The sequence below is a fragment of the Microbacterium paludicola genome, assembly GCF_015235415.1.
GTDB lineage: Bacteria > Actinomycetota > Actinomycetes > Actinomycetales > Microbacteriaceae > Microbacterium > Microbacterium paludicola.
Window position 1 is genome coordinate 18903 of sequence record NZ_JADGLL010000003.1, and the last position, 18363, is coordinate 37265.

Annotated in this window: 20 protein-coding genes and 1 tRNA gene; 13 read left to right on the plus strand and 8 right to left on the minus strand. The window is 72.3% G+C overall.

All coding sequences use genetic code 11. The annotated features are described in order from the left end of the window. Positions 1-26 precede the first annotated feature (26 nt). Together IR155_RS02230 and IR155_RS02235 are read right to left on the minus strand one after the other, a co-directional pair. Positions 27-1658 carry an ABC-F family ATP-binding cassette domain-containing protein gene (locus IR155_RS02230; RefSeq protein ID WP_135112749.1) on the minus strand — a complete coding sequence of 544 codons (1632 nt, stop codon included), beginning with the start codon at positions 1656-1658 and terminating at the stop codon, positions 27-29. Positions 1659-1769: 111 nt separating this feature from the next. Next, entirely contained in the window at positions 1770-2237 is a 468-nt protein-coding gene (locus IR155_RS02235; protein WP_135112751.1) for a DUF2000 domain-containing protein, read from the minus strand. Positions 2238-2338: 101 nt separating this feature from the next. Here IR155_RS02235 and IR155_RS02240 point away from each other — a divergent pair, with 101 nt between their 5' ends. Together IR155_RS02240 and IR155_RS02245 are read left to right on the plus strand one after the other, a co-directional pair. Beyond that, on the plus strand, positions 2339-2809 hold the full coding sequence (locus IR155_RS02240) for an Lrp/AsnC family transcriptional regulator (RefSeq protein ID WP_194210275.1): 471 nt from the start codon (positions 2339-2341) through the stop codon (positions 2807-2809). Between the two features lie 79 nt (positions 2810-2888). Beyond that, positions 2889-2961: transfer RNA gene (locus IR155_RS02245), tRNA-Met, on the plus strand. Positions 2962-3065: 104 nt separating this feature from the next. On the opposite strand, the gene phnF is transcribed toward IR155_RS02245, so the two are convergent. Beyond that, positions 3066-3809, minus strand: a complete 744-nt coding sequence (gene phnF, locus IR155_RS02250; protein WP_135112753.1) for a phosphonate metabolism transcriptional regulator PhnF — start codon at positions 3807-3809, stop codon at positions 3066-3068. A 133-nt stretch (positions 3810-3942) separates the two neighbouring features. Here phnF and phnG point away from each other — a divergent pair, with 133 nt between their 5' ends. Genes phnG through IR155_RS02300 form a run of 10 tightly spaced genes read left to right on the plus strand, consistent with a single transcriptional unit; the run spans position 3943 to position 11740 of the window. Continuing rightward, positions 3943-4458 (plus strand): phosphonate C-P lyase system protein PhnG, encoded by a 516-nt coding sequence (phnG, locus tag IR155_RS02255; protein WP_135112755.1) that lies wholly within the window; start codon positions 3943-3945, stop codon positions 4456-4458. Next, on the plus strand, positions 4455-5084 hold the full coding sequence (phnH, locus tag IR155_RS02260) for a phosphonate C-P lyase system protein PhnH (RefSeq protein WP_135112757.1): 630 nt from the start codon (positions 4455-4457) through the stop codon (positions 5082-5084). Before phnG ends, phnH begins: the two co-directional genes overlap by 4 nt. Further along, positions 5084-6193 carry a carbon-phosphorus lyase complex subunit PhnI gene (locus tag IR155_RS02265; RefSeq protein WP_135112759.1) on the plus strand — a complete coding sequence of 370 codons (1110 nt, stop codon included), beginning with the start codon at positions 5084-5086 and terminating at the stop codon, positions 6191-6193. Before phnH ends, IR155_RS02265 begins: the two co-directional genes overlap by 1 nt. Then, positions 6186-7046 (plus strand): alpha-D-ribose 1-methylphosphonate 5-phosphate C-P-lyase PhnJ, encoded by an 861-nt coding sequence (locus IR155_RS02270; RefSeq protein ID WP_135112761.1) that lies wholly within the window; start codon positions 6186-6188, stop codon positions 7044-7046. The genes IR155_RS02265 and IR155_RS02270 overlap by 8 nt, the downstream gene beginning before the upstream one ends. Further along, complete coding sequence (gene phnK / locus IR155_RS02275; protein ID WP_135112763.1) at positions 7046-7873, plus strand: phosphonate C-P lyase system protein PhnK; 828 nt, start codon at positions 7046-7048, stop codon at positions 7871-7873. Before IR155_RS02270 ends, phnK begins: the two co-directional genes overlap by 1 nt. A gap of 2 nt (positions 7874-7875) precedes the next feature. After that, the gene (gene phnL, locus IR155_RS02280; protein ID WP_135112765.1) at positions 7876-8610 is read left to right on the plus strand and encodes a phosphonate C-P lyase system protein PhnL; all 735 of its coding nucleotides are present in this window, start codon (positions 7876-7878) and stop codon (positions 8608-8610) included. Beyond that, entirely contained in the window at positions 8607-9299 is a 693-nt protein-coding gene (locus IR155_RS02285; RefSeq protein ID WP_135112767.1) for a DUF1045 domain-containing protein, read from the plus strand. The genes phnL and IR155_RS02285 overlap by 4 nt, the downstream gene beginning before the upstream one ends. Further along, positions 9296-10468: an alpha-D-ribose 1-methylphosphonate 5-triphosphate diphosphatase gene (locus tag IR155_RS02290; protein WP_135112769.1), complete on the plus strand. Its 1173-nt coding sequence runs from the start codon at positions 9296-9298 to the stop codon at positions 10466-10468. The genes IR155_RS02285 and IR155_RS02290 overlap by 4 nt, the downstream gene beginning before the upstream one ends. After that, positions 10465-11091 (plus strand): phosphonate metabolism protein/1,5-bisphosphokinase (PRPP-forming) PhnN, encoded by a 627-nt coding sequence (gene phnN / locus IR155_RS02295; RefSeq protein ID WP_135112771.1) that lies wholly within the window; start codon positions 10465-10467, stop codon positions 11089-11091. Before IR155_RS02290 ends, phnN begins: the two co-directional genes overlap by 4 nt. 37 nt (positions 11092-11128) lie before the next feature. Next, positions 11129-11740 (plus strand): LbetaH domain-containing protein, encoded by a 612-nt coding sequence (locus tag IR155_RS02300; protein WP_135112773.1) that lies wholly within the window; start codon positions 11129-11131, stop codon positions 11738-11740. 30 nt (positions 11741-11770) lie between these two features. Here IR155_RS02300 and IR155_RS02305 read toward each other — a convergent pair whose 3' ends face one another. The 5 genes from IR155_RS02305 to IR155_RS02325 form a co-directional block, all read right to left on the minus strand. Then, positions 11771-12892 (minus strand): flavin-containing monooxygenase, encoded by a 1122-nt coding sequence (locus tag IR155_RS02305; protein WP_135112775.1) that lies wholly within the window; start codon positions 12890-12892, stop codon positions 11771-11773. A gap of 42 nt (positions 12893-12934) precedes the next feature. After that, positions 12935-13507, minus strand: coding sequence for a ribonuclease H family protein (locus IR155_RS02310; RefSeq protein WP_233441068.1), 573 nt, complete (start codon positions 13505-13507; stop codon positions 12935-12937). 24 nt (positions 13508-13531) lie between these two features. After that, on the minus strand, positions 13532-14392 hold the full coding sequence (locus IR155_RS02315; protein ID WP_135112777.1) for a DUF72 domain-containing protein: 861 nt from the start codon (positions 14390-14392) through the stop codon (positions 13532-13534). Continuing rightward, complete coding sequence (locus tag IR155_RS02320; protein WP_135112779.1) at positions 14389-15162, minus strand: baeRF2 domain-containing protein; 774 nt, start codon at positions 15160-15162, stop codon at positions 14389-14391. Before IR155_RS02320 ends, IR155_RS02315 begins: the two co-directional genes overlap by 4 nt. A 359-nt stretch (positions 15163-15521) precedes the next feature. Continuing rightward, positions 15522-15770 carry a hypothetical protein gene (locus IR155_RS02325; protein ID WP_135112781.1) on the minus strand — a complete coding sequence of 83 codons (249 nt, stop codon included), beginning with the start codon at positions 15768-15770 and terminating at the stop codon, positions 15522-15524. Between the two features lie 76 nt (positions 15771-15846). Between IR155_RS02325 and pepN the strand changes: the two genes are divergently transcribed. Beyond that, positions 15847-18339: an aminopeptidase N gene (gene pepN / locus IR155_RS02330; protein WP_135112783.1), complete on the plus strand. Its 2493-nt coding sequence runs from the start codon at positions 15847-15849 to the stop codon at positions 18337-18339. Positions 18340-18363 lie beyond the last annotated feature (24 nt).

An 18363-nucleotide genomic window follows, 5' to 3' on the forward strand; every position in this document is an offset into this window, starting at 1 on the left:
CCCACGCGGGTGCGCGCGCATTCCGGCTACCCGTCGAACTCGGCCCGCTCGGCGAGGTGCCCGCCGGGTTCGATGCCGATCACCACGTCGGTGCCGAGGCGGCGCAGGAACGCGTGGTCGTGGCTCACGACAAGCAGCGCGCCGCGATACGCGCCGAGCGCCTCGGCGAGCTGCTCGACGCTGGCGATGTCGAGGTTGTTCGTCGGCTCGTCCAGGATCAGCAGCTGGGCCGGGGGATCGGCGAACAGCAGCTTCGCCAGCGCCACGCGAAACCGCTCGCCGCCCGACAGCGTGCCGACGGGACGGTCGAGCGCGCTTCCGCGCAGCAGCAGCCGCGCCAGCTGGTTGCGCAGCTCGCCGGGCGCCGTGCCCGGCGCCGTGTCGCGCACGTTGTCCACGGCGGAGCGGTTGTCGTCGAGGTCGTCCAGCCGCTGCCGGAGGTACCCGACCCGGTCCGTCAGCAGCGCGCCGCGGATCGCGCCGTCCGCCGTGCCGGCGACCAGTGCCTCGAGCAGCGTCGTCTTCCCCGCGCCGTTCGGACCGACCAGCGCCACGCGCTCGGGACCCTGGATCGTGACGGTGCGAGATCCATCCGTCAGCTCGGCGATCCGCTTGCCGCGCGGGACATCCGGATCGGGGAGCGTGAGATGGATGTGCTCCTCCTCCCGCACGCGCGCGTCGGCGGCGTCGAGGGCATCCTGCGCGTCTTTCACGCGGTCATCGAGCAGGCCGCGGTGCGCTCCCGCGGTCTCCTGCGCTTTGCGCTTGCGCGCGTTCGCGAGGATCTTCGGCATGTTCTCGGCCGCCTTCTTGCCGGCGCGGGCGCGCGCGGCGAGCTTCGCCTCGGCCTCGACGCGCTGGCGCTTCTCGACCTTCAGGTGCTGCTGTGCCGTGCGCGCGGCCTGGGTCGCGGCGGACTGCTCCTGCTCGACGACGGCGCGGTAGGCGCTGTAGGGGCCGCCGAACACGTCAAGCCGCGCACCGGTTCCACGCGCGGCCTGGCCGAGGCCGGTCGGGCGCAGCTCGGCGGTGTGGTCCATGCGGTCGAGCAGCTCGAGGTCGTGGCTGACGACGATGAGCGTGCCCGGCCACGAGTCGACGAGCTCGGCGAGCTGCGCGCGGCGGGGACGGTCGAGGTTGTTCGTCGGCTCGTCGAGCAGGGTGATCGGCGCGCGGCGCAGGCGCAGGCCGGTGATGGCGATGAGCATCGCCTCGCCGCCGGACAGCTCTGCGACCCGTCGATCCAGGTGTGCCGCGCGGAAGCCGATCGCCGCGAGCGCCTCGTCGGCGCGCGCTTCGATGTCCCAGTCGTCGCCGATGGCGTCGAAGTGCCGCTCGTCGACGTCGCCGGCCTCGATCGCTCGCAGGGCGGCCAGGATCGGCGTGACGCCGAGCAGGTCGGCGACGGTCGTGTCGGCCTCGAGCGTGAGCGTCTGGGGCAGGTAGCCGACGTCGCCTGCGGTCTCGACGCGACCGCGCGCGGGCGTCAGGATGCCGGCGATCAGCTTCAGGAGAGTGGACTTCCCGACACCGTTGCGACCGACGAGACCGGTACGGCCGGCGGGGAGGGTGCCGTTCAGCTCGGCGAGGGCGGGGGATCCGTCCGGCCAGTCGAACGAGACGTCGAACAGGGAGACGGCGGAGGTGGAGACGGGCATGTGGAGACCTTTCGGGGCGACGGTGGAGGCTGCGCACCCGGGTGTCCGGATGCCGGCTAGCTGCGGTCGACCTCGATCTCCATGCCCTCCACGGTAGCGGGAAATCCGCCGTCAGGCGAGCAGAGGCAGTCGCCCGACGATCCGGTCGACGCGGTTTCGCGGCCCGACGATGCCCACCGCGAGGTATCCGAGGTCCTCGGGCGCGCGGGTCGCGACCTCCGCGAGGTACTCGTCGTACACACGCGTGAGCTGGGCGTGTGCCGGCATGTCGGCGACGGACACCCCGTCGGATGCGACGGCCTTGGCGCGGATCGCCGCAAGCTGCGCCCCGTCCGCCGCCAGAACCGTGCATCCGATCCACGGCAGCCCGGCGTGGGAAGTGCCGTCGGCGTCCACGGCGTCGGGGCCCAGCAGCCCGGTGACCGCGGCGCCGGTCGCCGCGCCGACGCACGCCGTCGCGTTGGCGATGCGGCCCGCCGGCAGCGAGCCGTCGACCACCACGACCCACTTCAGGCGAGCGGATCGGGTGGGGGCGGCGGTGTCGATCTCGTCGGGGGCGAAGCCGATCTCGTCGTTCATGTGTCTCCTGCTCTGCGGATCATCGGGTGATGACACAGAATGTAGCCATGGATCCGAGCGACCGGATCCAGCGGCGTATGACGTACGGATGAGGGTGCGAAATGGCGGATCTGGACGGACTTGATGCGGCGATCCTCGCCGCTCTCCAGACGAATGCGCGGATGACGAATCGCGAGGTCGCCGCGCGCGTGGGAGTCTCACCCACGACGGCGCTCGACCGGACCCGCGCCTTGCGCCGACGGGGGATCATCCGCGGCGCGACCCTGGACGTCGACCTCGCGAGCATCGGTCGCGGGGTGCAGGCGCTGATCTCGGTGCGCGTGCGTCCGCCGTCGCGGCAGACGATCGAGGCGTTCCGCGACTGGGTGTCGGCGCTGCCCGAGACGCTCGGCGTCTTCGTCGTCAGCGGCGACGTGGATTTCATCATCCATGTCGCGGTCGCCGACAACGACGCGCTCTACGCGTTTGTGATCGACCGGCTCACCCAGCGCGCGGAGATCGCGGATGTGCGCACGACCGTCGTCTACGAGCACCTCCGCAGCGACCGGATCGAGATCGCGCCGACACGCTGACGCAGGCGTGACGCCGCGTGACGTCACGGGCGGTCACAGCCCTTGGCAGTGTCGGGGGCGCGACGTAGCGTGGGGCCATCGCGACGGTCCGGGTGGTCCCGGGGCCCGGCTCATACCCGGTGTCGCAGCGGGTTCGACTCCCGCCGTCGCGTCTACGAGGGATCAGGCCGAGCTCGACAGTGCGTGCGCGTCGCGAGACCGCACCGGTCGACGCGGTTTCGCGAACGGCGTGCGGTTTCGCGAGCAGCACCCTGCTTCAGGCGCCGGCGGGATCGGGGTGCTCGATATCCAGGCGCACGCGCTGGGCGGCGAAGCGCGTGATCTGGTGCTGCAGGGGAGTGCCGTCGACCAGAGTGTCGAGCGCCTCCGTGACGAGCACGATCGCGCCCGGCCCGAGGCCCAGCAGCGCGGCCTCCGAGGTGGTTGCATGGCGCGCCGCGACGACCGTCGAGGCGCGCACATAGTCATCGATGCCGCTGGCGCGCAGCGCCGCCGTCACGGAGGACGTGCGGCGCAGGGCGGCGGCGATGTCGGGCAGGCGCGCGGCGTCGAACCAGCGGGTGCCGAGCGCGAGGGGCTCGCCGTCGACCGTGCGAAGCGCCTCGACGCGCACCGCGGGGGCCCCGGGCGCGATGCCGAGCCGAGCCGCGACGTCGGCCGGGGCCGGCTCGGTCGCGCTCTCGAGCACGCGGCCCGCTGCCGAGTGGCGATCCCCGAGGCTTGTCGACAGGCGGGTGCGCATGCCGATCCGGTGGATGTGGACGGATCCGCCCGTCACGAACGTGCCGCTGCCGCGCCGCGATTCCACGATGCCCTCGGCGGCGAGCGAGGCGATCGCCTGACGTGCCGTGTGCCGGTTCACGCCGAAGCGCTCGGCGAGGGCGTTCTCCGTCGGCAGGCGGTCGCCCGCGTGAAGGCGTCCCTCGGTGATGTCGGCGCGCAGCTCCTCGGCGATGAGGCGCCACGCCGAGTAGCCGGTGGCACGGGCGCTGTCTGACACGGGGCTCCATTCACGCTTCACCGGATGTTCACGCGCTCGTGGGTCGATCCGGCTTCTTCTCCTCTCATCGTGCCACTAACGTCATAGTTGTCTAGATAAATAGACAACTACTCACGAGGTCGAGGGGTGACGGATGGATCAGCACGCGGACGTCGAGTCGCGTCGCCGCACCGCCCGGGTGCTGGCGAACGCGGCCGAGGCCGAGCTCGCCGAGCTGTGGGAGGCATGGCCGGACCGGCCGCAGGTGCAGTACCTGCGCGGGCCCGAGGCAGGCCTCGTCATGGTGCAGGGCCGCACGGGCGGCACGGGCGACCGGTTCAACCTGGGCGAGGCCACCGTCACGCGCGCCACGGTGGTCGTCCGCTCCGACGCGGCCGGCGATCCGGATGAGGCCGTCGGTACCGCCTACGTCCTCGGCAGCCACCCGGATCACGCCGGCCTTGCCGCGATCTTCGACGCGATGCTCGCCTCGGGCCGCCGCGATCGCGTGCTCGCCGAGGTGATCGAGCCGCTCGAGCGCGCGCAAGCCGAACGCGACGCTCTCGCCCGCGCCGAGGCGCGCAGCACGGTCGTCGACTTCTTCACCGTCTCTCGGGAGAACGATGGCGCCCGCGAGAACTCCGGACCGGATGAGGAGGACGACGAATGAGCGTCGTGACCACGCAGAACCACCTGCCGGGCTTCGTCGATCCGGTGCACGACGCGCAGCGCGTGTTCCGCGCCGTGCTCGAGGCCATGGCGCGCCCCACGCTGGCCCAGCCGATCCTCGCCGCATCGCCGCTGCAGACTCCTGCCCCGCTCGGGGCCGTGGCGGGCGCGGTGGTGCTCGCGCTCTGCGACGAGCAGACCCCCATCTGGCTCGACAGGGCGCTCGCGAACGCCGGCGAGGTGTGCGCGTGGATCCGGTTCCACACCGGGGCGCGGCTGGTCGAGCGTCCCGGCGACGCGCTGTTCGCCGTCGCCTCCTCGCCGTCGGCCGCGCCGCGCCTCGCCGAGCTCGCGCAGGGAACGGACGAGGAGCCGCACCTGTCGGCGACGCTCGTGATCGACGCGGTCGGCGCGAAGCCTATCGGCGCGTTCACCGCGACCGGCCCCGGCGTGAACGGCGAGGCGAGCTGGGACGGCGCGGGCCTCCCCGGCGGATTCCTCGCACAGTGGGAGGCCAACCGCGCCGGGTTCCCGCGCGGCGTGGACGTCATCCTCGCCGGCGCGAACGAGGTGCGGGCCCTGCCGCGCACCACGACGCTCACCGGCCGCGAGAACAGGAGCGCCTGATGTACGTCGCCGTCAAGGGAGGCGAGAAGGCCATCGCCAACGCCCACGCCCTGCTCGCCAAACGGGGCGCGGGGGAGACGCGCATCGGCTATGGCCAGGTGCGCGACCAGCTCGGCGTGCTGGTCTCGCGCGTGATGGCCGAGGGCTCGCTCTACGACCCGGATCTCGCCGCCAAGGCGCTGCTTCAGGCGCAGGGCGACGTGCTCGAGGCCGTCACGCTGCTTCGCTCGTATCGCACAACGCTGCCCCGCTTCGGCACCACGGCCGCGATCGACACCGCCGGCCTGCCGGCCCAGCGCCGCATCTCCGCGACGTTCAAGGACCTGCCCGGCGGCCAGCAGCTCGGTGCGACGTTCGACTACACCCACCGCCTGCTCGCGGACGAGCTCGAGACGCCGGACATCCCGGCGGCTGCAACAACGCAGGATGACGCCCCGATGCCGCGCATCACAGACCTCCTCGGCGTCGACGCCCTGATCGAGCCCGAGCGCCCCGACGACTGGACGGATCCGGATCCGGCCGACCTCACGCGCGAGCCGACGGTCTTCCCGATGTCGCGTGCCGAGCGGCTGCAGGCCCTCACCCGCGGAGACGAGGGGTTCCTCCTCTCCCTCGGGTACTCGACCCAGCGCGGCTTCGGCCGCACCCACCCGTTCGCGGGCGAGGTGCGCGTGGGCGAGGTCGAGGTCTTCTTCGACGCCCCCGAGCTGGGGTTCGAGGTGCCGATCGGTCGCATCGAGGTCACCGAGTGCCAGATGGTGAACCAGTTCGTCGGCGGCACGGATGCGACCGGAGCCGAGCGCCCGCCGCAGTTCACGCGCGGCTACGGCCTCGTGTTCGGCCGGGCCGAGCGCAAGGCGATGTCGATGTCGCTCGTGGATCGTGCGCTGCGGCACGAGGAGTTCGCCGAGCGCGCCGTGTCTCCCGCGCAGGACGAGGAGTTCGTGATCAGCCACGCCGACAACGTGCAGGCGACCGGGTTCGTCGAGCACCTGAAGCTGCCGCACTACGTCGACTTCCAGGGCGAGCTCGTGCTCATCCGGCAGCTCCACCGCGATTTCCAGGAGCGCACGGCCGCGGCGCAGGCAGAGGAGGCCGCGAATGTCTGAGCCCCGCATCGTCTACAACGAGGGCTACCTCGACGAGCAGACCAAGCGCGTCGTGCGCCGCGCGCTGCTGAAGGGCGTCGCCATCCCGGGTTTCCAGGTGCCGTTCGCCTCGCGCGAGGTGCCGATGCCGCGCGGCTGGGGAACCGGCGGCGTGCAGGTGACCGCCGCCATCATCGGCGCCGCCGACACCCTCAAGGTCATCGACCAGGGCGCGGACGACACAACCAACGCGGTCTCGATCCGGCAGTTCTTCGAGAAGGTCGCCGGATCCCGCAGCACAACGCGCACGGATCTCGCGACCGTGATCCAGACGCGACACCGGATCCCCGAGACGCCGCTCGTCGAGGGCCAGATCCTCGTGTACCAGGTGCCGATCCCCGAGCCGCTGCGGTTCCTCGAGCCCCGCGAGACCGAGACGCGGCGACTTCACGCGCTCGAGGAGTACGGCCTGATGTACGTCAAGCTCTACGAGGACATCGCCCGCTACGGCCACTTCGCCACCACGTACGACTTCCCGGTGATCGTCGACGGGCGCTACGTCATGGCGCCGTCGCCCATCCCGAGCTTCGACAACCCGAAGATGCACCAGAGCCCGGCGCTGCAGCTGTTCGGAGCCGGCCGCGAGAAGCGCATCTACGCGGTGCCGCCGTACACCGACGTCGAGAGCCTCGGCTTCGAGGACTTCCCGTTCGAGCCGCAGCGATTCCACACTCCGTGCGAGATCTGCGGATCGGAGGGGGTCTACCTGGACGAGGTGGTCATGGACGACAAGGGGGGCGTCATGTACGTCTGCTCCGACACGGATCACTGCGAGCGGACGGCCGCGGCCGCCCGGAAGGAGATGAGCGCGTGATGGGCGCCCTCTGCGACCAGATTGAGCGAGGGAGCGAAGCGACCGAGCCGAAATCCGACGAGACCCCGCTGCTGAGCGTCACCGGCGCCGGCCACCGCTACGGCGACCGGTTCGGCTGCCGCGATGTCAGCTTCGACCTCTGGCCCGGCGAGGTGCTGGCCGTCGTCGGCGAATCCGGATCGGGCAAGTCCACGCTGCTCGGGATGCTGTCGCAGCGCCTGTCCGTCGACGAGGGAGCCATCCGGTACCGGGTCGCGGACGAGCTCGCCGACCTGTCCTCGCTCACCGAGCGCGACGTGCGCCGCCTGTGGCGCACCGAGTGGGGCTTCGTTCACCAGAACCCCGCCGACGGACTGCGGATGCACGTCAGCGCCGGCGGGAACATCGGCGAGCCGCTGATGGCCAACGGCCTCCGCCACTACGGGACGATCCGTGCGGAGGCCGAGGAGTGGCTCGCCCGCGTCGAGATCCCCGCGAACCGGATCGACGACGCCCCCGCGACCTTCTCGGGCGGCATGCGTCAGCGCCTGCAGATCGCCCGCAACCTCGTCTTCGGGCCCCGGCTCGTCTTCATGGATGAGCCGACAAGCGGCCTGGACGTGTCGGTGCAGGCGCGCCTGCTCGACCTGATCCGCTCGCTCGTCGCCGACCTGGGGCTGTCGGTCGTGATCGTCACGCACGACCTCGCCGTCGCGCGCCTCATCTCGCACCGCACGCTGGTCATGAAGGACGGCGCGGTCATCGAGTCGGGCCTGACCGACCGGGTGCTCGACGACCCGCAGGCCGCGTACACCCAGCTGCTCGTCTCCTCGATCCTCCAGGGCTGATCATGACCTCTCACACCATCGATCCGGATCTCGTCCTGTCCGTTCAGGACGTCGACAAGACCTTCACCCTCCACCTGCAGGACGCGCAGCGCCTTCCCGTGCTGCGCGGGCTGACCTTCGACGTGCCGCGCGGGACGTGCGTGGTGCTCGGCGGGGAGTCGGGATCGGGCAAGAGCACCGTCATGAAGATGGTGTTCGGCAGCTACGGCGCCGACGCGGGGCGCATCCTGCTCGCCCACGACGGCCGCGTGCTCGACCTCGCCGCCGCCCAGCCGCGGGAGGTGCTCGCCGCCCGGCGCGAGACCATGGGCTACGTGAGCCAGTTCCTGCGCGCCGTGCCGCGGGTCGCCGCGCTCGATGTCGTCGCCGAGCCGCTCGTCGAGCGCGGCGCCGACCGCGACACCGCCCGCGAGCGCGCGGCCGAGCTGCTGTCGCGGCTGAGCATCCCCGAGCGGCTCTGGACGCTGCCGCCCGCCACGTTCTCGGGCGGCGAGCAGCAGCGCGTCAACATCGCGCGCGGGTTCATCGCCGAGCGGCCGCTGCTGCTGCTCGACGAGCCCACCGCCTCGCTCGACGCGCGCAACCGCGAGGTGGTGATCGGCCTGATCCGCGAGCGTCTCGCGCGCGGCGTCGGCATGCTCGCGATCTTCCACGACGCGGATGTGCGCGACGCCGTGGGCGACGCGGTCGTCGACGTGCGCGCGTTCACGCCCCAGCCCGCGGGAGCCGCGGCGTGATCCGGTACGCGGTGTACGCGCTCCCGGGGGCCCTCGGCGCGACCGACGCCCCCGAGGCCGTGCGGCTGCGAGAGGCCGTCGAGGCCTGCTACGCGCGGGCGAAGTTCCGGGACCTCACCGTGGATGCGCGCCGGTACGGCTTCCACGCCACGCTGAAGGCGCCGTTCCGGCTCGCCGAGGGGCGCACCGAGGCCGAGCTGCGGCAGGTGGCGGACGCGTTCGCCGCCGCGCGCCGGCCCGTGATGATCGCCGCGCCCCGTCCGGCGACGCTCGGGCACTTCCGCGCGCTGCTGCCGGATGGCGATCAGGCGGGCCTCGACGCGCTCGCTGCGGACGCCGTGCGGGAGTTCGACGGATTCCGCGCCGCGCCGAACGAGGCAGAGATCCGCCGGCGCCGGCCCGAGCGGCTGACCCCGCGGCAGCGCGAGCTGTTCGAGAAGTGGGGATACCCGTTCGTGTTCGACGAGTTCCGCTTCCACCTGACGCTCACCGATCCGGTGCCCACCGAGCGCTCGGACGAGGTCGACGCGGCGCTCGAGGAGCACTTCGCGGAGGTCGCGGGCGTCGACGTCCCCCTGCAGTCCATCGCCCTGTTCGTCGAGCCCGAGCCGGGCGCGCCCTTCGAGATGCACTCCGTCCATCCCTTCGCCCCCGCGATTGCGGCGAGCGAGAAAAGCGAGGCGAAATGAGCAACGAGACCGTCTTCACGAACGCGCGAGTGGTGCTCGACGACGAGGTGATCCACGGATCGGTCCGCGTCGTCGACGGCGCGATCGTGGACGTCTCCGGATCGCCGACCGTGGCCGGCGAGGATCTGCAGGGCGACTTCCTGATGCCCGGCATCGTCGAGGTGCACACCGACCAGGTGGAGGCGCACTTCCAGCCGCGGCCAAAGCGGTACTGGGATCCGATCCCGGCGGTGATCGCGCACGACGCACAGATGGCCGCGTCCGGCATGACGACCGTCCTGGATGCGCTGCGCATCGGCACCGGGCCGACCGACGGCAACAACATGGCGAAGAACGCGCGCACCCTGATCGACGCCGTCGTCCACGCGGCAGAGTCGGGGCTGCTGCGCGCCGATCACTTCGTGCACCTGCGCTGCGAGGTGTCGACGCCCGACGTCGTCGACGTGTTCGACGAGGTCGGGGCGCACGACCGCGTGCGCATGGTCTCGCTCATGGATCACACCCCCGGCCAGCGGCAGTACGCCGACGTCGAGGCGTTCCGCACCTACATGGTGGGCAAGGGGCGCCTCACGAACGAGGAGTTCGAGTCGCACGTCGAGGAGCTCCACCGTCTGTCGGCGCAGTACGCGCACCCGCACCGGCGTCTGATGGCCGAGCGCGCCACGGCGCGCGGCATCACGATGGCGGCGCACGACGACGCCACGCAGGCGCACGTCGACGAGGGGGTGGCGCTCGGCGTCGGCATCTCGGAGTTCCCCACGACGATCGCCGCCGCGCGCGCCGCGCGCGCCGCCGGACAGCTCGTTGTGATGGGGGCGCCGAACATCGTGCGCGGCGGATCCCACTCCGGCAACGTCGCGGCGTCCGAGCTGCTCGCCGCCGGTCTGCTCGACATCCTGTCGAGCGACTACGTCCCGGCGAGCCCGCTGCAGGCGGCGTTCCTCCTGTTCGCGCGCGGCGACGTGACCTTGCCGGAGGCGTCGAAGCTGATCAGCGGCAACCCCGCCAGGGCCATCGGGCTCGACGACCGCGGCGTCATCGAGGTCGGGCGGCGCGCCGACCTGATCCGCGTTCACGCGTACGACGAGGCGCCGAGCGAGCAGCACCCGCTCGGTGTGCCCGTCCCGATCGTGCGCGGCGTGTGGCGCGAAGGGAAGCGCGTCGCATGACCGGCGCCTTCGTGGCGGTCGTGGGGCCGAGCGGGGCGGGCAAGGACTCGGTCATCGATGCCGCGCGCCGGCGCCTCGAGGGCGACCCGACGTTCGTGTTCGCCCGCCGCGCGATCACCCGTCCCGCCGGTCGGGCCGAGGACTGCGCGTTCGCGACCGAGGAGCAGTTCGCGGCGCACGAGGCATCCGGATCGTTCTCGCTCGCCTGGCGCGCACATGGGCTCGCGTACGGCATCCCGGTCGAGAACCTGGCGCTCGTGCGCGGCGGGACGGTCGTGGTCGGCAACGTCTCGCGCGCCGTCCTGACCGAACTGGACGACCGCTTCCCGCGCGCGTACGTCGTGCGGATCACGGTGCCGGAGGAGGTTCGTCGCGCCCGGATCGCCGCACGCGGGCGCGAGGACGATGCCGCGCTCGCCGCGCGTCTCGACCGCCCCGACCCCGCGCCGGGGCATCCGGCCGACCTCGAGATCGTCAACGACGGGACGCTCGAGGAGGCGGGGGAGACGCTCGCGGCCTTCCTCCGTGCGGTGGCGGGTTCTGCGGAGATGTCGGCTTCTCCGGAGCATCCGCGCGATCCGGATCCGGAGAACGCGGCATCTCCGAAGAAGGCGGACGGATGATCACGCCGCCGAGGATCGCGGTGCAGGAGGAGACCGGATGAGCGCCCTGCCCGAGGCCGGGATCGTGCACGCCGGCTCGACCGTCGTCGCGAGCACCCTCGGCCGCTACACCGAGGTGGGCGAGGGGAGCAGGTTCGACGGCGTCGACCTCGGCGACTACAGCTACTGCGACCGCCTGTGCGACCTCGCCAACACCACGGTGGGGCGGTTCTCGAACATCGCGAGCTTCGTGCGGATCGGCGCGACGGATCATCCGCTCGATAAGGCGAGCCTTCACCACTTCCTGTACCGGTCGGAGAAGTACTGGCCGGATGAGACCGACGACGCCGACTGGTTCGCCCAGCGCCGTGCCCGCCGCACGGTGATCGGACACGACACCTGGATCGGCCACGGGGCGCAGGTGAAGCCCGAGGTGACCGTGGGGGACGGCGCGGTCGTCGCATCCGGCGCGATCGTGACGAAGGACGTTCCCGCGTACGCGATCGTGGCGGGCGTGCCGGCGCGCGTCGTGCGGATGCGGCAGCCGCCGGAGATCGCCGAGCGCCTTGTGCGGCTCGCGTGGTGGGACTGGGATCACGACACGCTGCGCGCGCGACTCGGCGACTTCCGGAGCCTGCCGGCGGAGGAGTTCCTCGCGCGATACGAGTGAGGAGCGGACTTCCGCTCGGCGCTCGCCGCGTCAGACCGCGATGCCGTCCTCGCCGCGGCCCTCGCCGAGGTAGCGGACGAGCTCGGTGACGGCGGCCCGCCCGGCGCGGTTGGCGCCGACGGTGGACTGGGACGGGCCGAAGCCGATCAGGTGCGCGCGCGGCTCGCCGCGCACCTGGGTGCCGCGCATCGTGATGCCGCCGAGCTCGTTGCGCAGGTACAGCGGGTCGAGGTGGTGCAGGTCGGCCTTGAAGCCGGTCGCCCACAGGATCGCGTCCACCGGAGTGAGCGATCCATCCGGTTCCCTCACGCCATCCGGCTCGATGCGGGTGAACATCGGGCGCCGCACGAGCACGCCGCGGTCGCGGGCGGCGCGGGCGTACGGGCTCCAGCCGAGACCGGTGTAGCCGACGACGCTCCCCGTCGGGCGGCCCGCCTCGACGTCGGCGGTGACCTTGTCGATCGTCGCGCGGCCCGTGGTCTCGGGATCGAACTCGCCCTCGATGAACACCGGCTCGCGCCGCGTGTACCAGCGGGTCTCGGCGACGCGGGAGATCTCCTCGAGCAGCTGCACCGCCGAGATCCCGCCGCCCACGATCGCCACGCGCTGACCGGCGAAGTCCTCGAGCCTGCCGTAGTCCCGCGTGTGAAGGTGTCGACCGCGGAAGGTCTCCTGCCCCGGGTACTCCGGCAGCACGGGGTTGTTCCAGGTGCCCGTCGCGTTGATGATCGCCCGCGTCAGCCACACCCCGCCATCGGTTCGCACAACGAGGTCGCCGTCCTCGTCCTCGTCCGCGTAGTCGACGGACTCGACCCGCACCGGGCGCAGGATCGGCAGCCCGTACCGGTCCTCGAACTCCCGGAAGTACCGCGGGACGGCATCCCGGCTCGGCTCTGCGGGATCCATCGGAGGCTGGGGCAGGCCGGGCAGGTCGAAGATGCGGTTGAGCTTCTCGACGTGGAGCGACTCCCACCGGTGCTGCCACGCACCACCGGCGGCGGGATTCGCGTCGAGCACGACGAAGGTGCTTGCGGCATCCGGCGAGGCAAGGGCGCTGGCGAATCCGCTGCGCATCAGGTGGAACGCCGCCGACAACCCCGCCTGGCCGCCCCCGATGACGACGACGGTCGCGGTGCGGCTCGAGGCGGTCATGCCGGATGCAACCGCGGTGGGCGGGCGGTCATTCCGACGGGATCAGCGCCGGCGCGGTTTGTCCTGGGCGCTCGCCGGCGGGGCGACCGTCACGTCGACGGCAGGATGCCCCGCCCGCGACTCCCACGAGCCCTCGAGGCCCTTCGCCGCATGCCGCGCCGCGCGCACGGCGCGCTCGTCCGCCCAGCTGTTGAGGCGATGGCCGGCATGGCCCTTCACATGCTCGAGCACAACGTCGGGCATCCCGGCGGCGCGGCGCGCGTCGCGGGCGGCGATCAGGCCCTCGAGGATGTCGACGTTCTTCACCGGCTGCTTGGCCGACGTCCGCCATCCGCGGCGCTTGTGACCGTCCATCCACGACACGTACGTGTTGATCGCGTACATCGAGTCCGCCTGCACAACGAGGTGACGGACGTGCGCGTTGTCGCGGATTCCGCGCAGCAGCGCCGTGAGCTCGCCGATGTTGTTCGTCCCCTGCGGGATGGCTCCCGCGGCCCATTGCCCGTCCTCGCCGACCCACGCCCACCCCGTGGGGCCGGGGTTCCCCTGGCAGGCGCCGTCCGTCGCGATCACATAGCGGTCGGGGGCGGGGGAGTCGGTGGGCGAATCGGGCACGGTTCAACCGTAACCGCGGCCGGATCACTCGCCGGGCGCGTCGCGAATCCGGCGTTCGAGGGCGACGGCGTCATGCGGCGCGCGGCCGCGACCGTCGTTGTCGAAGTACACGTAGACGTCGCGCGGGACCCCGTCCGGGGATCCGGATCCGTCGCTCCACGCGCGCACCCGGCGCGCCCAGTCATCCAGCTCCTCGTCCGTGTACCCGCTCAGGTACAGCTCCTGCGACCCGTGCAGCCGCACATAGACGTGGTCGGACGTGATCTCGTCGAACATCGGGAAGGTGCCGGCCGTGTCGGCCACCGTCAGCGACACGTTGTGCTCGCGCAGGAGGTCGGCGAACGCGGGATCGGCGAAGGACTCGGATCGCGGCTCGATCGAGTGGCGCAGCTGCCTGTCCTCGTCGATCTCCAGGGCGGTCCGCCCCTCGAGCCGTCGGTCGTGCCCGCGCGCGATGTCGAGCGCCTCACCGGTCGTGCGGGGAAGGGACTTCATGAACGCGTCGAGGATCCCCGGTTCGAAGGGGTGCCGTGCGGGCAGCTGCCACAGGATGGGCCCGAGCTTCGCGCGCAGCGCGAGCGGTCCGGAGGCGAAGAAGTTCGCGAGGGCGGTGCCCGAGCTGCGAAGCCGCAGCATGTGCGTGATGTAGCGCGGAGCCTTCACGGCGAACAGGAAGTCGTCGGGCACGCTCTCGCGCCATCGCACGTAGCTCGACGGGCGCTGCAGCGAGTAGAACGAGCCGTTGATCTCGGCGCTCGACATGTGCTCGCCGATGTGCTCGAGCTCGCGCCGCTGCACGAGGCCGCGCGGATAGAAGTCGCCTCGCCAGCTCGGATACCGCCAGCCGGAGACTCCGATCCACACGCGGCCTCGTGGCGGGGTCATCCGCCGTCCGCCCGCCTCAGCGCCGCGATCGGCTCGGCCGCCGGGCGATCGTCCCGTGCCTCGCCCTCGGCGAGCTCCTCCTCGGCGATCAGCACCCGTGCGCCGCTCAGGACCGCGGCGCGGGCGAGCGCCTCGGCCGCGGGGAGGTAGCCGAGCGATCCGGCGGGGAGCTCGTCGAGCTCGGTGCGCGCGACCCAGGGTTCCGCGTCGAGGGCCGCGAGGGAATCGCCGTCCTCGCCCGCGTCCGCGAGCCGGGCGTCGAGCACGAGCGTGTCGACGCGCGCCTGCTGCAGGGCGTCGATCACCTCGCCGACACCGCGTGCTCCCGCCGCGCCGTCCCGTTCGGCCGCGCGGCGCCGCGCGTCGTCGATGTCGCCCCCGATCGCGGCGCTCACCGCCTCCGCGACCGCCTCATCGAGCGCCTCGTCGTCCGATCCCTCGGCCTTGGTGTGCACGTCGACCTCAAGCACGAGCTCGCGCGACGCGGCCGCGAGGCGCTCGAGCAGCAGCTGCCGGGCGCGCACATCGCCCGCGACCACAACGAACCGGGGCCGGTGCTCCCGCACGAGCCGGTCGACGGCCTCGGCGACCTCGGCTTGGTTGTGCTCCCAGATGTCCTCCGAGTGGTTCTGGTACCGGCGATGCGACCATCCGCCCGCCTGCACCTTCTTGAGGCTGTCGGTGCGGCCCTCGATCTCCTGGCTTGCGCCGCTCGCGCCGCGATGCGCCTCGCGCAGGCTCAGCCGGGCGCCCTCGCGCGCGGTCTCCACCAGGAGGTACGGGACGGCCCCCCCCGCGGGGGCGCAGCAGCGGCAGGATCCGCGGGGCCGGGCCATGCGCCAGCACCTCGGCCCCGATGCGCTGCCCGATGAACGCCTCGTCCAGCACGACCGTGCCGTCGCGCACGAGAAGGTAGCGCGTCGACGGGCTCGGCAGGCCGTCGCCCGCGGCCAGCGCGGAGCCGACGGCGCGCACATCCTCCTCCGGCGCTCCCGCTTCGCCGAGGGGGTCCGTCACGGCGCGCACCCGCGCCTCCTCCTCGTGCTGCGGGCGCTCGCCGCGTCCGTCCGTCAGCACCGTCGTCCAGGGGCCGGGCTGTCGCAGCAGCTCGGCGAGATCCTGGTTCGCGTCAGTCATCCTCCGCTCCCTCCTCGCTCTCGGCCGGATCCGCGTCGCCACCGGCGACCTCGGGGCCGTCGCGCCGGAACGCCGTCTCGACCTCCGCCTCGTCGGTGTCATCGGGAAGCGGCTCGGTCTCGCGGAACGGCTCGGCGTGCGGCGCACCCGGTGCGCCCTGCACCATGCCGCGGCTCTCCTGCTCGAGCTGGTCGTCCACGTGTGGTCCGTGCTTCGCGTTGCCTCGCTGGGCGTCGCTCATGTTGCTTCTCCCTTCTGCGTTCCACGACCGTAGGTCGCGTGACGGATCGGCTGCACGGGCTTGACATGATTGACGGATGACCTCCGCCAACGCCGCCGCCAACCTGACCCGCGAGGAGACGGCCGCCCGCGCCGCCGCGATCTCGCTCCGCGCCGCCCGCGTCGAACTCGACCTGTCGGGGGCGCCGGATCCGTCGCGCAGCGGCTTCCCGACGATCGCCACCCTGTCGTTCGATGCGACCGCGGAGGCGACCTGGATCGACTTCATCGGCGAGGCGGTGCTGCGCGTTGTCGTGAACGGCACGGAGCGCGACTTCGACTGGGATGGTGCCCGCATCCGGATCGCCGGGCTCGCGCCGGGAGCGAACGAGGTCGTCGTCGAGGCGGTCGCCGCGTACAGCCGGTCGGGCGAGGGGATGCACCGGTTCGTCGATCCGGTCGACGGCGAGACCTACCTGTACACGCAGTACGAGCCTGCCGACGCCCGCCGGGTGATGCCGTGCTTCGAGCAGCCGGACATGAAGGCGCGGTACACGTTCGCGATCACCGCCCCGGCCGGATGGCACGTCCTGTCGAACCAGGCCCCCGTCCGCACGGAGCCGGCGGGGGAGGCGCAGCGCGTCGAGTTCGCGCCGACGCTGCCCATCTCGAGCTACATCACCGCCGTCGCCGCCGGGCCGTACCACCGCGTCACGGACGAGTGGACGAAGGGCGATCAGCGCGTGCCGCTCGGTGCCTACTGCCGATCCTCGCTGGCGCAGCACTTCGACGCGGACGAGATCCTCGGCCTCACGAAGCAGGGCCTCGACTTCTTCGACGAGGCGTTCGGCTTCCCGTACCCGTGGTCGACGTACGACCAGATCTTCGTGCCCGAGTACAACCTCGGCGCCATGGAGAACCCCGGCCTCGTGACCTTCACCGAGGCGTACGTCTTCCGCGGTGCGGCGACCGATGCGCAGCGCGAGGCACGGGCGAACACAATCCTTCACGAGATGGCGCACATGTGGTTCGGCGACCTGGTGACGATGCGCTGGTGGGACGACCTCTGGCTCAAGGAGTCTTTCGCCGACTACATGGGCTCCCACGCCTCGGCCGCCGCCACCCGGTTCACCGACGCGTGGGTGTCCTTCGCCGCGCGCCGCAAGGTGTGGGCGTACCAGCAGGATCAGCTCTCGACGACGCACCCGATCGTCGCCGACATCCCCGACCTCGAGGCCGCGAAGCTCAACTTCGACGGGATCACCTACGCGAAGGGCGCGTCGGTGCTCAAGCAGCTCGTCGCGTACGTCGGTGAGGACGCGTTCTTCGAGGGAGCCCGCCGCTACTTCCGTGAGCACGCCTACGGCAACACGACCCTCGACGACCTGCTCCTGCAGCTCGAGGCGGCATCCGGGCGCGACCTGCGGTCCTGGTCCCGGGCCTGGCTCGAGACCACCGGGATGTCGGCGATCGCGTACGACCGGACGGGCGGCGTCCTGTCGCAGACGGATCCGCGCCCGCACCGTCTCGCGATCGGCTGCTACGCCCTCGCGGACGGCCGGCTGCAGCGCACCGATCTGGTGGAGGTGGATCTGCTCGAGGCGACGGCGCCGGTCTCGCTGCCGGACGCCGACCTGATCCTGATCAACGACCGCGACCTCACCTACGCGAAGGCGCGGCTCGACGAGCTCTCGCTGGCGGCGGTGGAGGAGGCGCTGTCGACGCTCGACGACCCGCTCGCGCGCGGCCTGATCTGGGCCTCCCTCTGGGACGCCACGCGCGATGGCGAGCTGCCGGTGCGTCGGTACCTCTCGATCGTGCGCCGCCACGCCCCGGCAGAGGCCCACGTCGGCCTGCTGACCGCCGCCACCGGCAACGCGGCGTTCGCGATCAGCCACTACGTGCCGCGGGACGCGCGCGCCGAGGAGCGTCGGGCCTGGCTCGACACCGCGTGGGAGCAGGCGCACGCCGCCCCCGCGGGAAGCGGAGCGCAGCTCGCCTGGGCCCGCGCCCTCTCGGGCGCCGCCGCCTTCGACGACGCCCGGGCCACCGAGCTGCGGGAGATCCTCGACGGTGCGCGCCCGGGCCCCGAGGGGCTGCCGCTCGATGCAGACCTTCGCTGGTCGTGGCTGACCGCGCTCGCCGCCACCGGCCACGCGGGCGAGGCGGAGGCCGCGGCGGAGCTCGCGCGCGACGACACGGCGACGGGCCGGACCGCCTGGATCCGGGTGCTCGCCGCGCGTCCCGAGGCGGACGTGCGCGCGGCCGCCTGGGAGTCGGCCTGGCAGGATCGCTCGCTCACGAACGACCACCTCGACGCGACGATCGCCGGCTTCCGCACGGGCGACAGCCGCCCCCTGATCGCCCGCTTCGACGAGGAGTACTTCAGCCGAATCCGCGAGGCGTGGGCGGAGCGCAGCATCGAGATCGCGCGCCGCCTCGTGACCGGGCTGTTCCCGTCGTCGGACACGCTCGACCTGGTCGACGGGTGGCTCGCGGCGAACGCCGAGGCGCCGGCATCGCTTCGCCGGCTCGTCCTCGAGCAGCGCGACCACCTGGCGCGCGAGCTCCGGGTGCGCGCGGGGAAGTAGGCGGCCGGGGCGGATCTACATCCG

Coding starts and splice junctions, on each gene's coding strand:
- IR155_RS02305 (WP_135112775.1), bottom strand. CDS start 12,892: ATGACCGCCTCGAGCCGCACCGCGACCGTCGTCGTCATCGGGGGCGGC.
- pepN (WP_135112783.1), top strand. CDS start 15,847: ATGACCTCCGCCAACGCCGCCGCCAACCTGACCCGCGAGGAGACGGCC.
- IR155_RS02290 (WP_135112769.1), top strand. CDS start 9,296: ATGAGCAACGAGACCGTCTTCACGAACGCGCGAGTGGTGCTCGACGAC.
- phnH (WP_135112757.1), top strand. CDS start 4,455: ATGAGCGTCGTGACCACGCAGAACCACCTGCCGGGCTTCGTCGATCCG.
- phnG (WP_135112755.1), top strand. CDS start 3,943: ATGGATCAGCACGCGGACGTCGAGTCGCGTCGCCGCACCGCCCGGGTG.
- phnL (WP_135112765.1), top strand. CDS start 7,876: ATGACCTCTCACACCATCGATCCGGATCTCGTCCTGTCCGTTCAGGAC.
- phnK (WP_135112763.1), top strand. CDS start 7,046: ATGGGCGCCCTCTGCGACCAGATTGAGCGAGGGAGCGAAGCGACCGAG.
- IR155_RS02315 (WP_135112777.1), bottom strand. CDS start 14,392: ATGACCCCGCCACGAGGCCGCGTGTGGATCGGAGTCTCCGGCTGGCGG.
- IR155_RS02240 (WP_194210275.1), top strand. CDS start 2,339: ATGGCGGATCTGGACGGACTTGATGCGGCGATCCTCGCCGCTCTCCAG.
- phnN (WP_135112771.1), top strand. CDS start 10,465: ATGACCGGCGCCTTCGTGGCGGTCGTGGGGCCGAGCGGGGCGGGCAAG.
- IR155_RS02270 (WP_135112761.1), top strand. CDS start 6,186: ATGTCTGAGCCCCGCATCGTCTACAACGAGGGCTACCTCGACGAGCAG.
- IR155_RS02230 (WP_135112749.1), bottom strand. CDS start 1,658: ATGCCCGTCTCCACCTCCGCCGTCTCCCTGTTCGACGTCTCGTTCGAC.
- IR155_RS02300 (WP_135112773.1), top strand. CDS start 11,129: ATGAGCGCCCTGCCCGAGGCCGGGATCGTGCACGCCGGCTCGACCGTC.
- IR155_RS02325 (WP_135112781.1), bottom strand. CDS start 15,770: ATGAGCGACGCCCAGCGAGGCAACGCGAAGCACGGACCACACGTGGAC.
- IR155_RS02235 (WP_135112751.1), bottom strand. CDS start 2,237: ATGAACGACGAGATCGGCTTCGCCCCCGACGAGATCGACACCGCCGCC.
- IR155_RS02265 (WP_135112759.1), top strand. CDS start 5,084: ATGTACGTCGCCGTCAAGGGAGGCGAGAAGGCCATCGCCAACGCCCAC.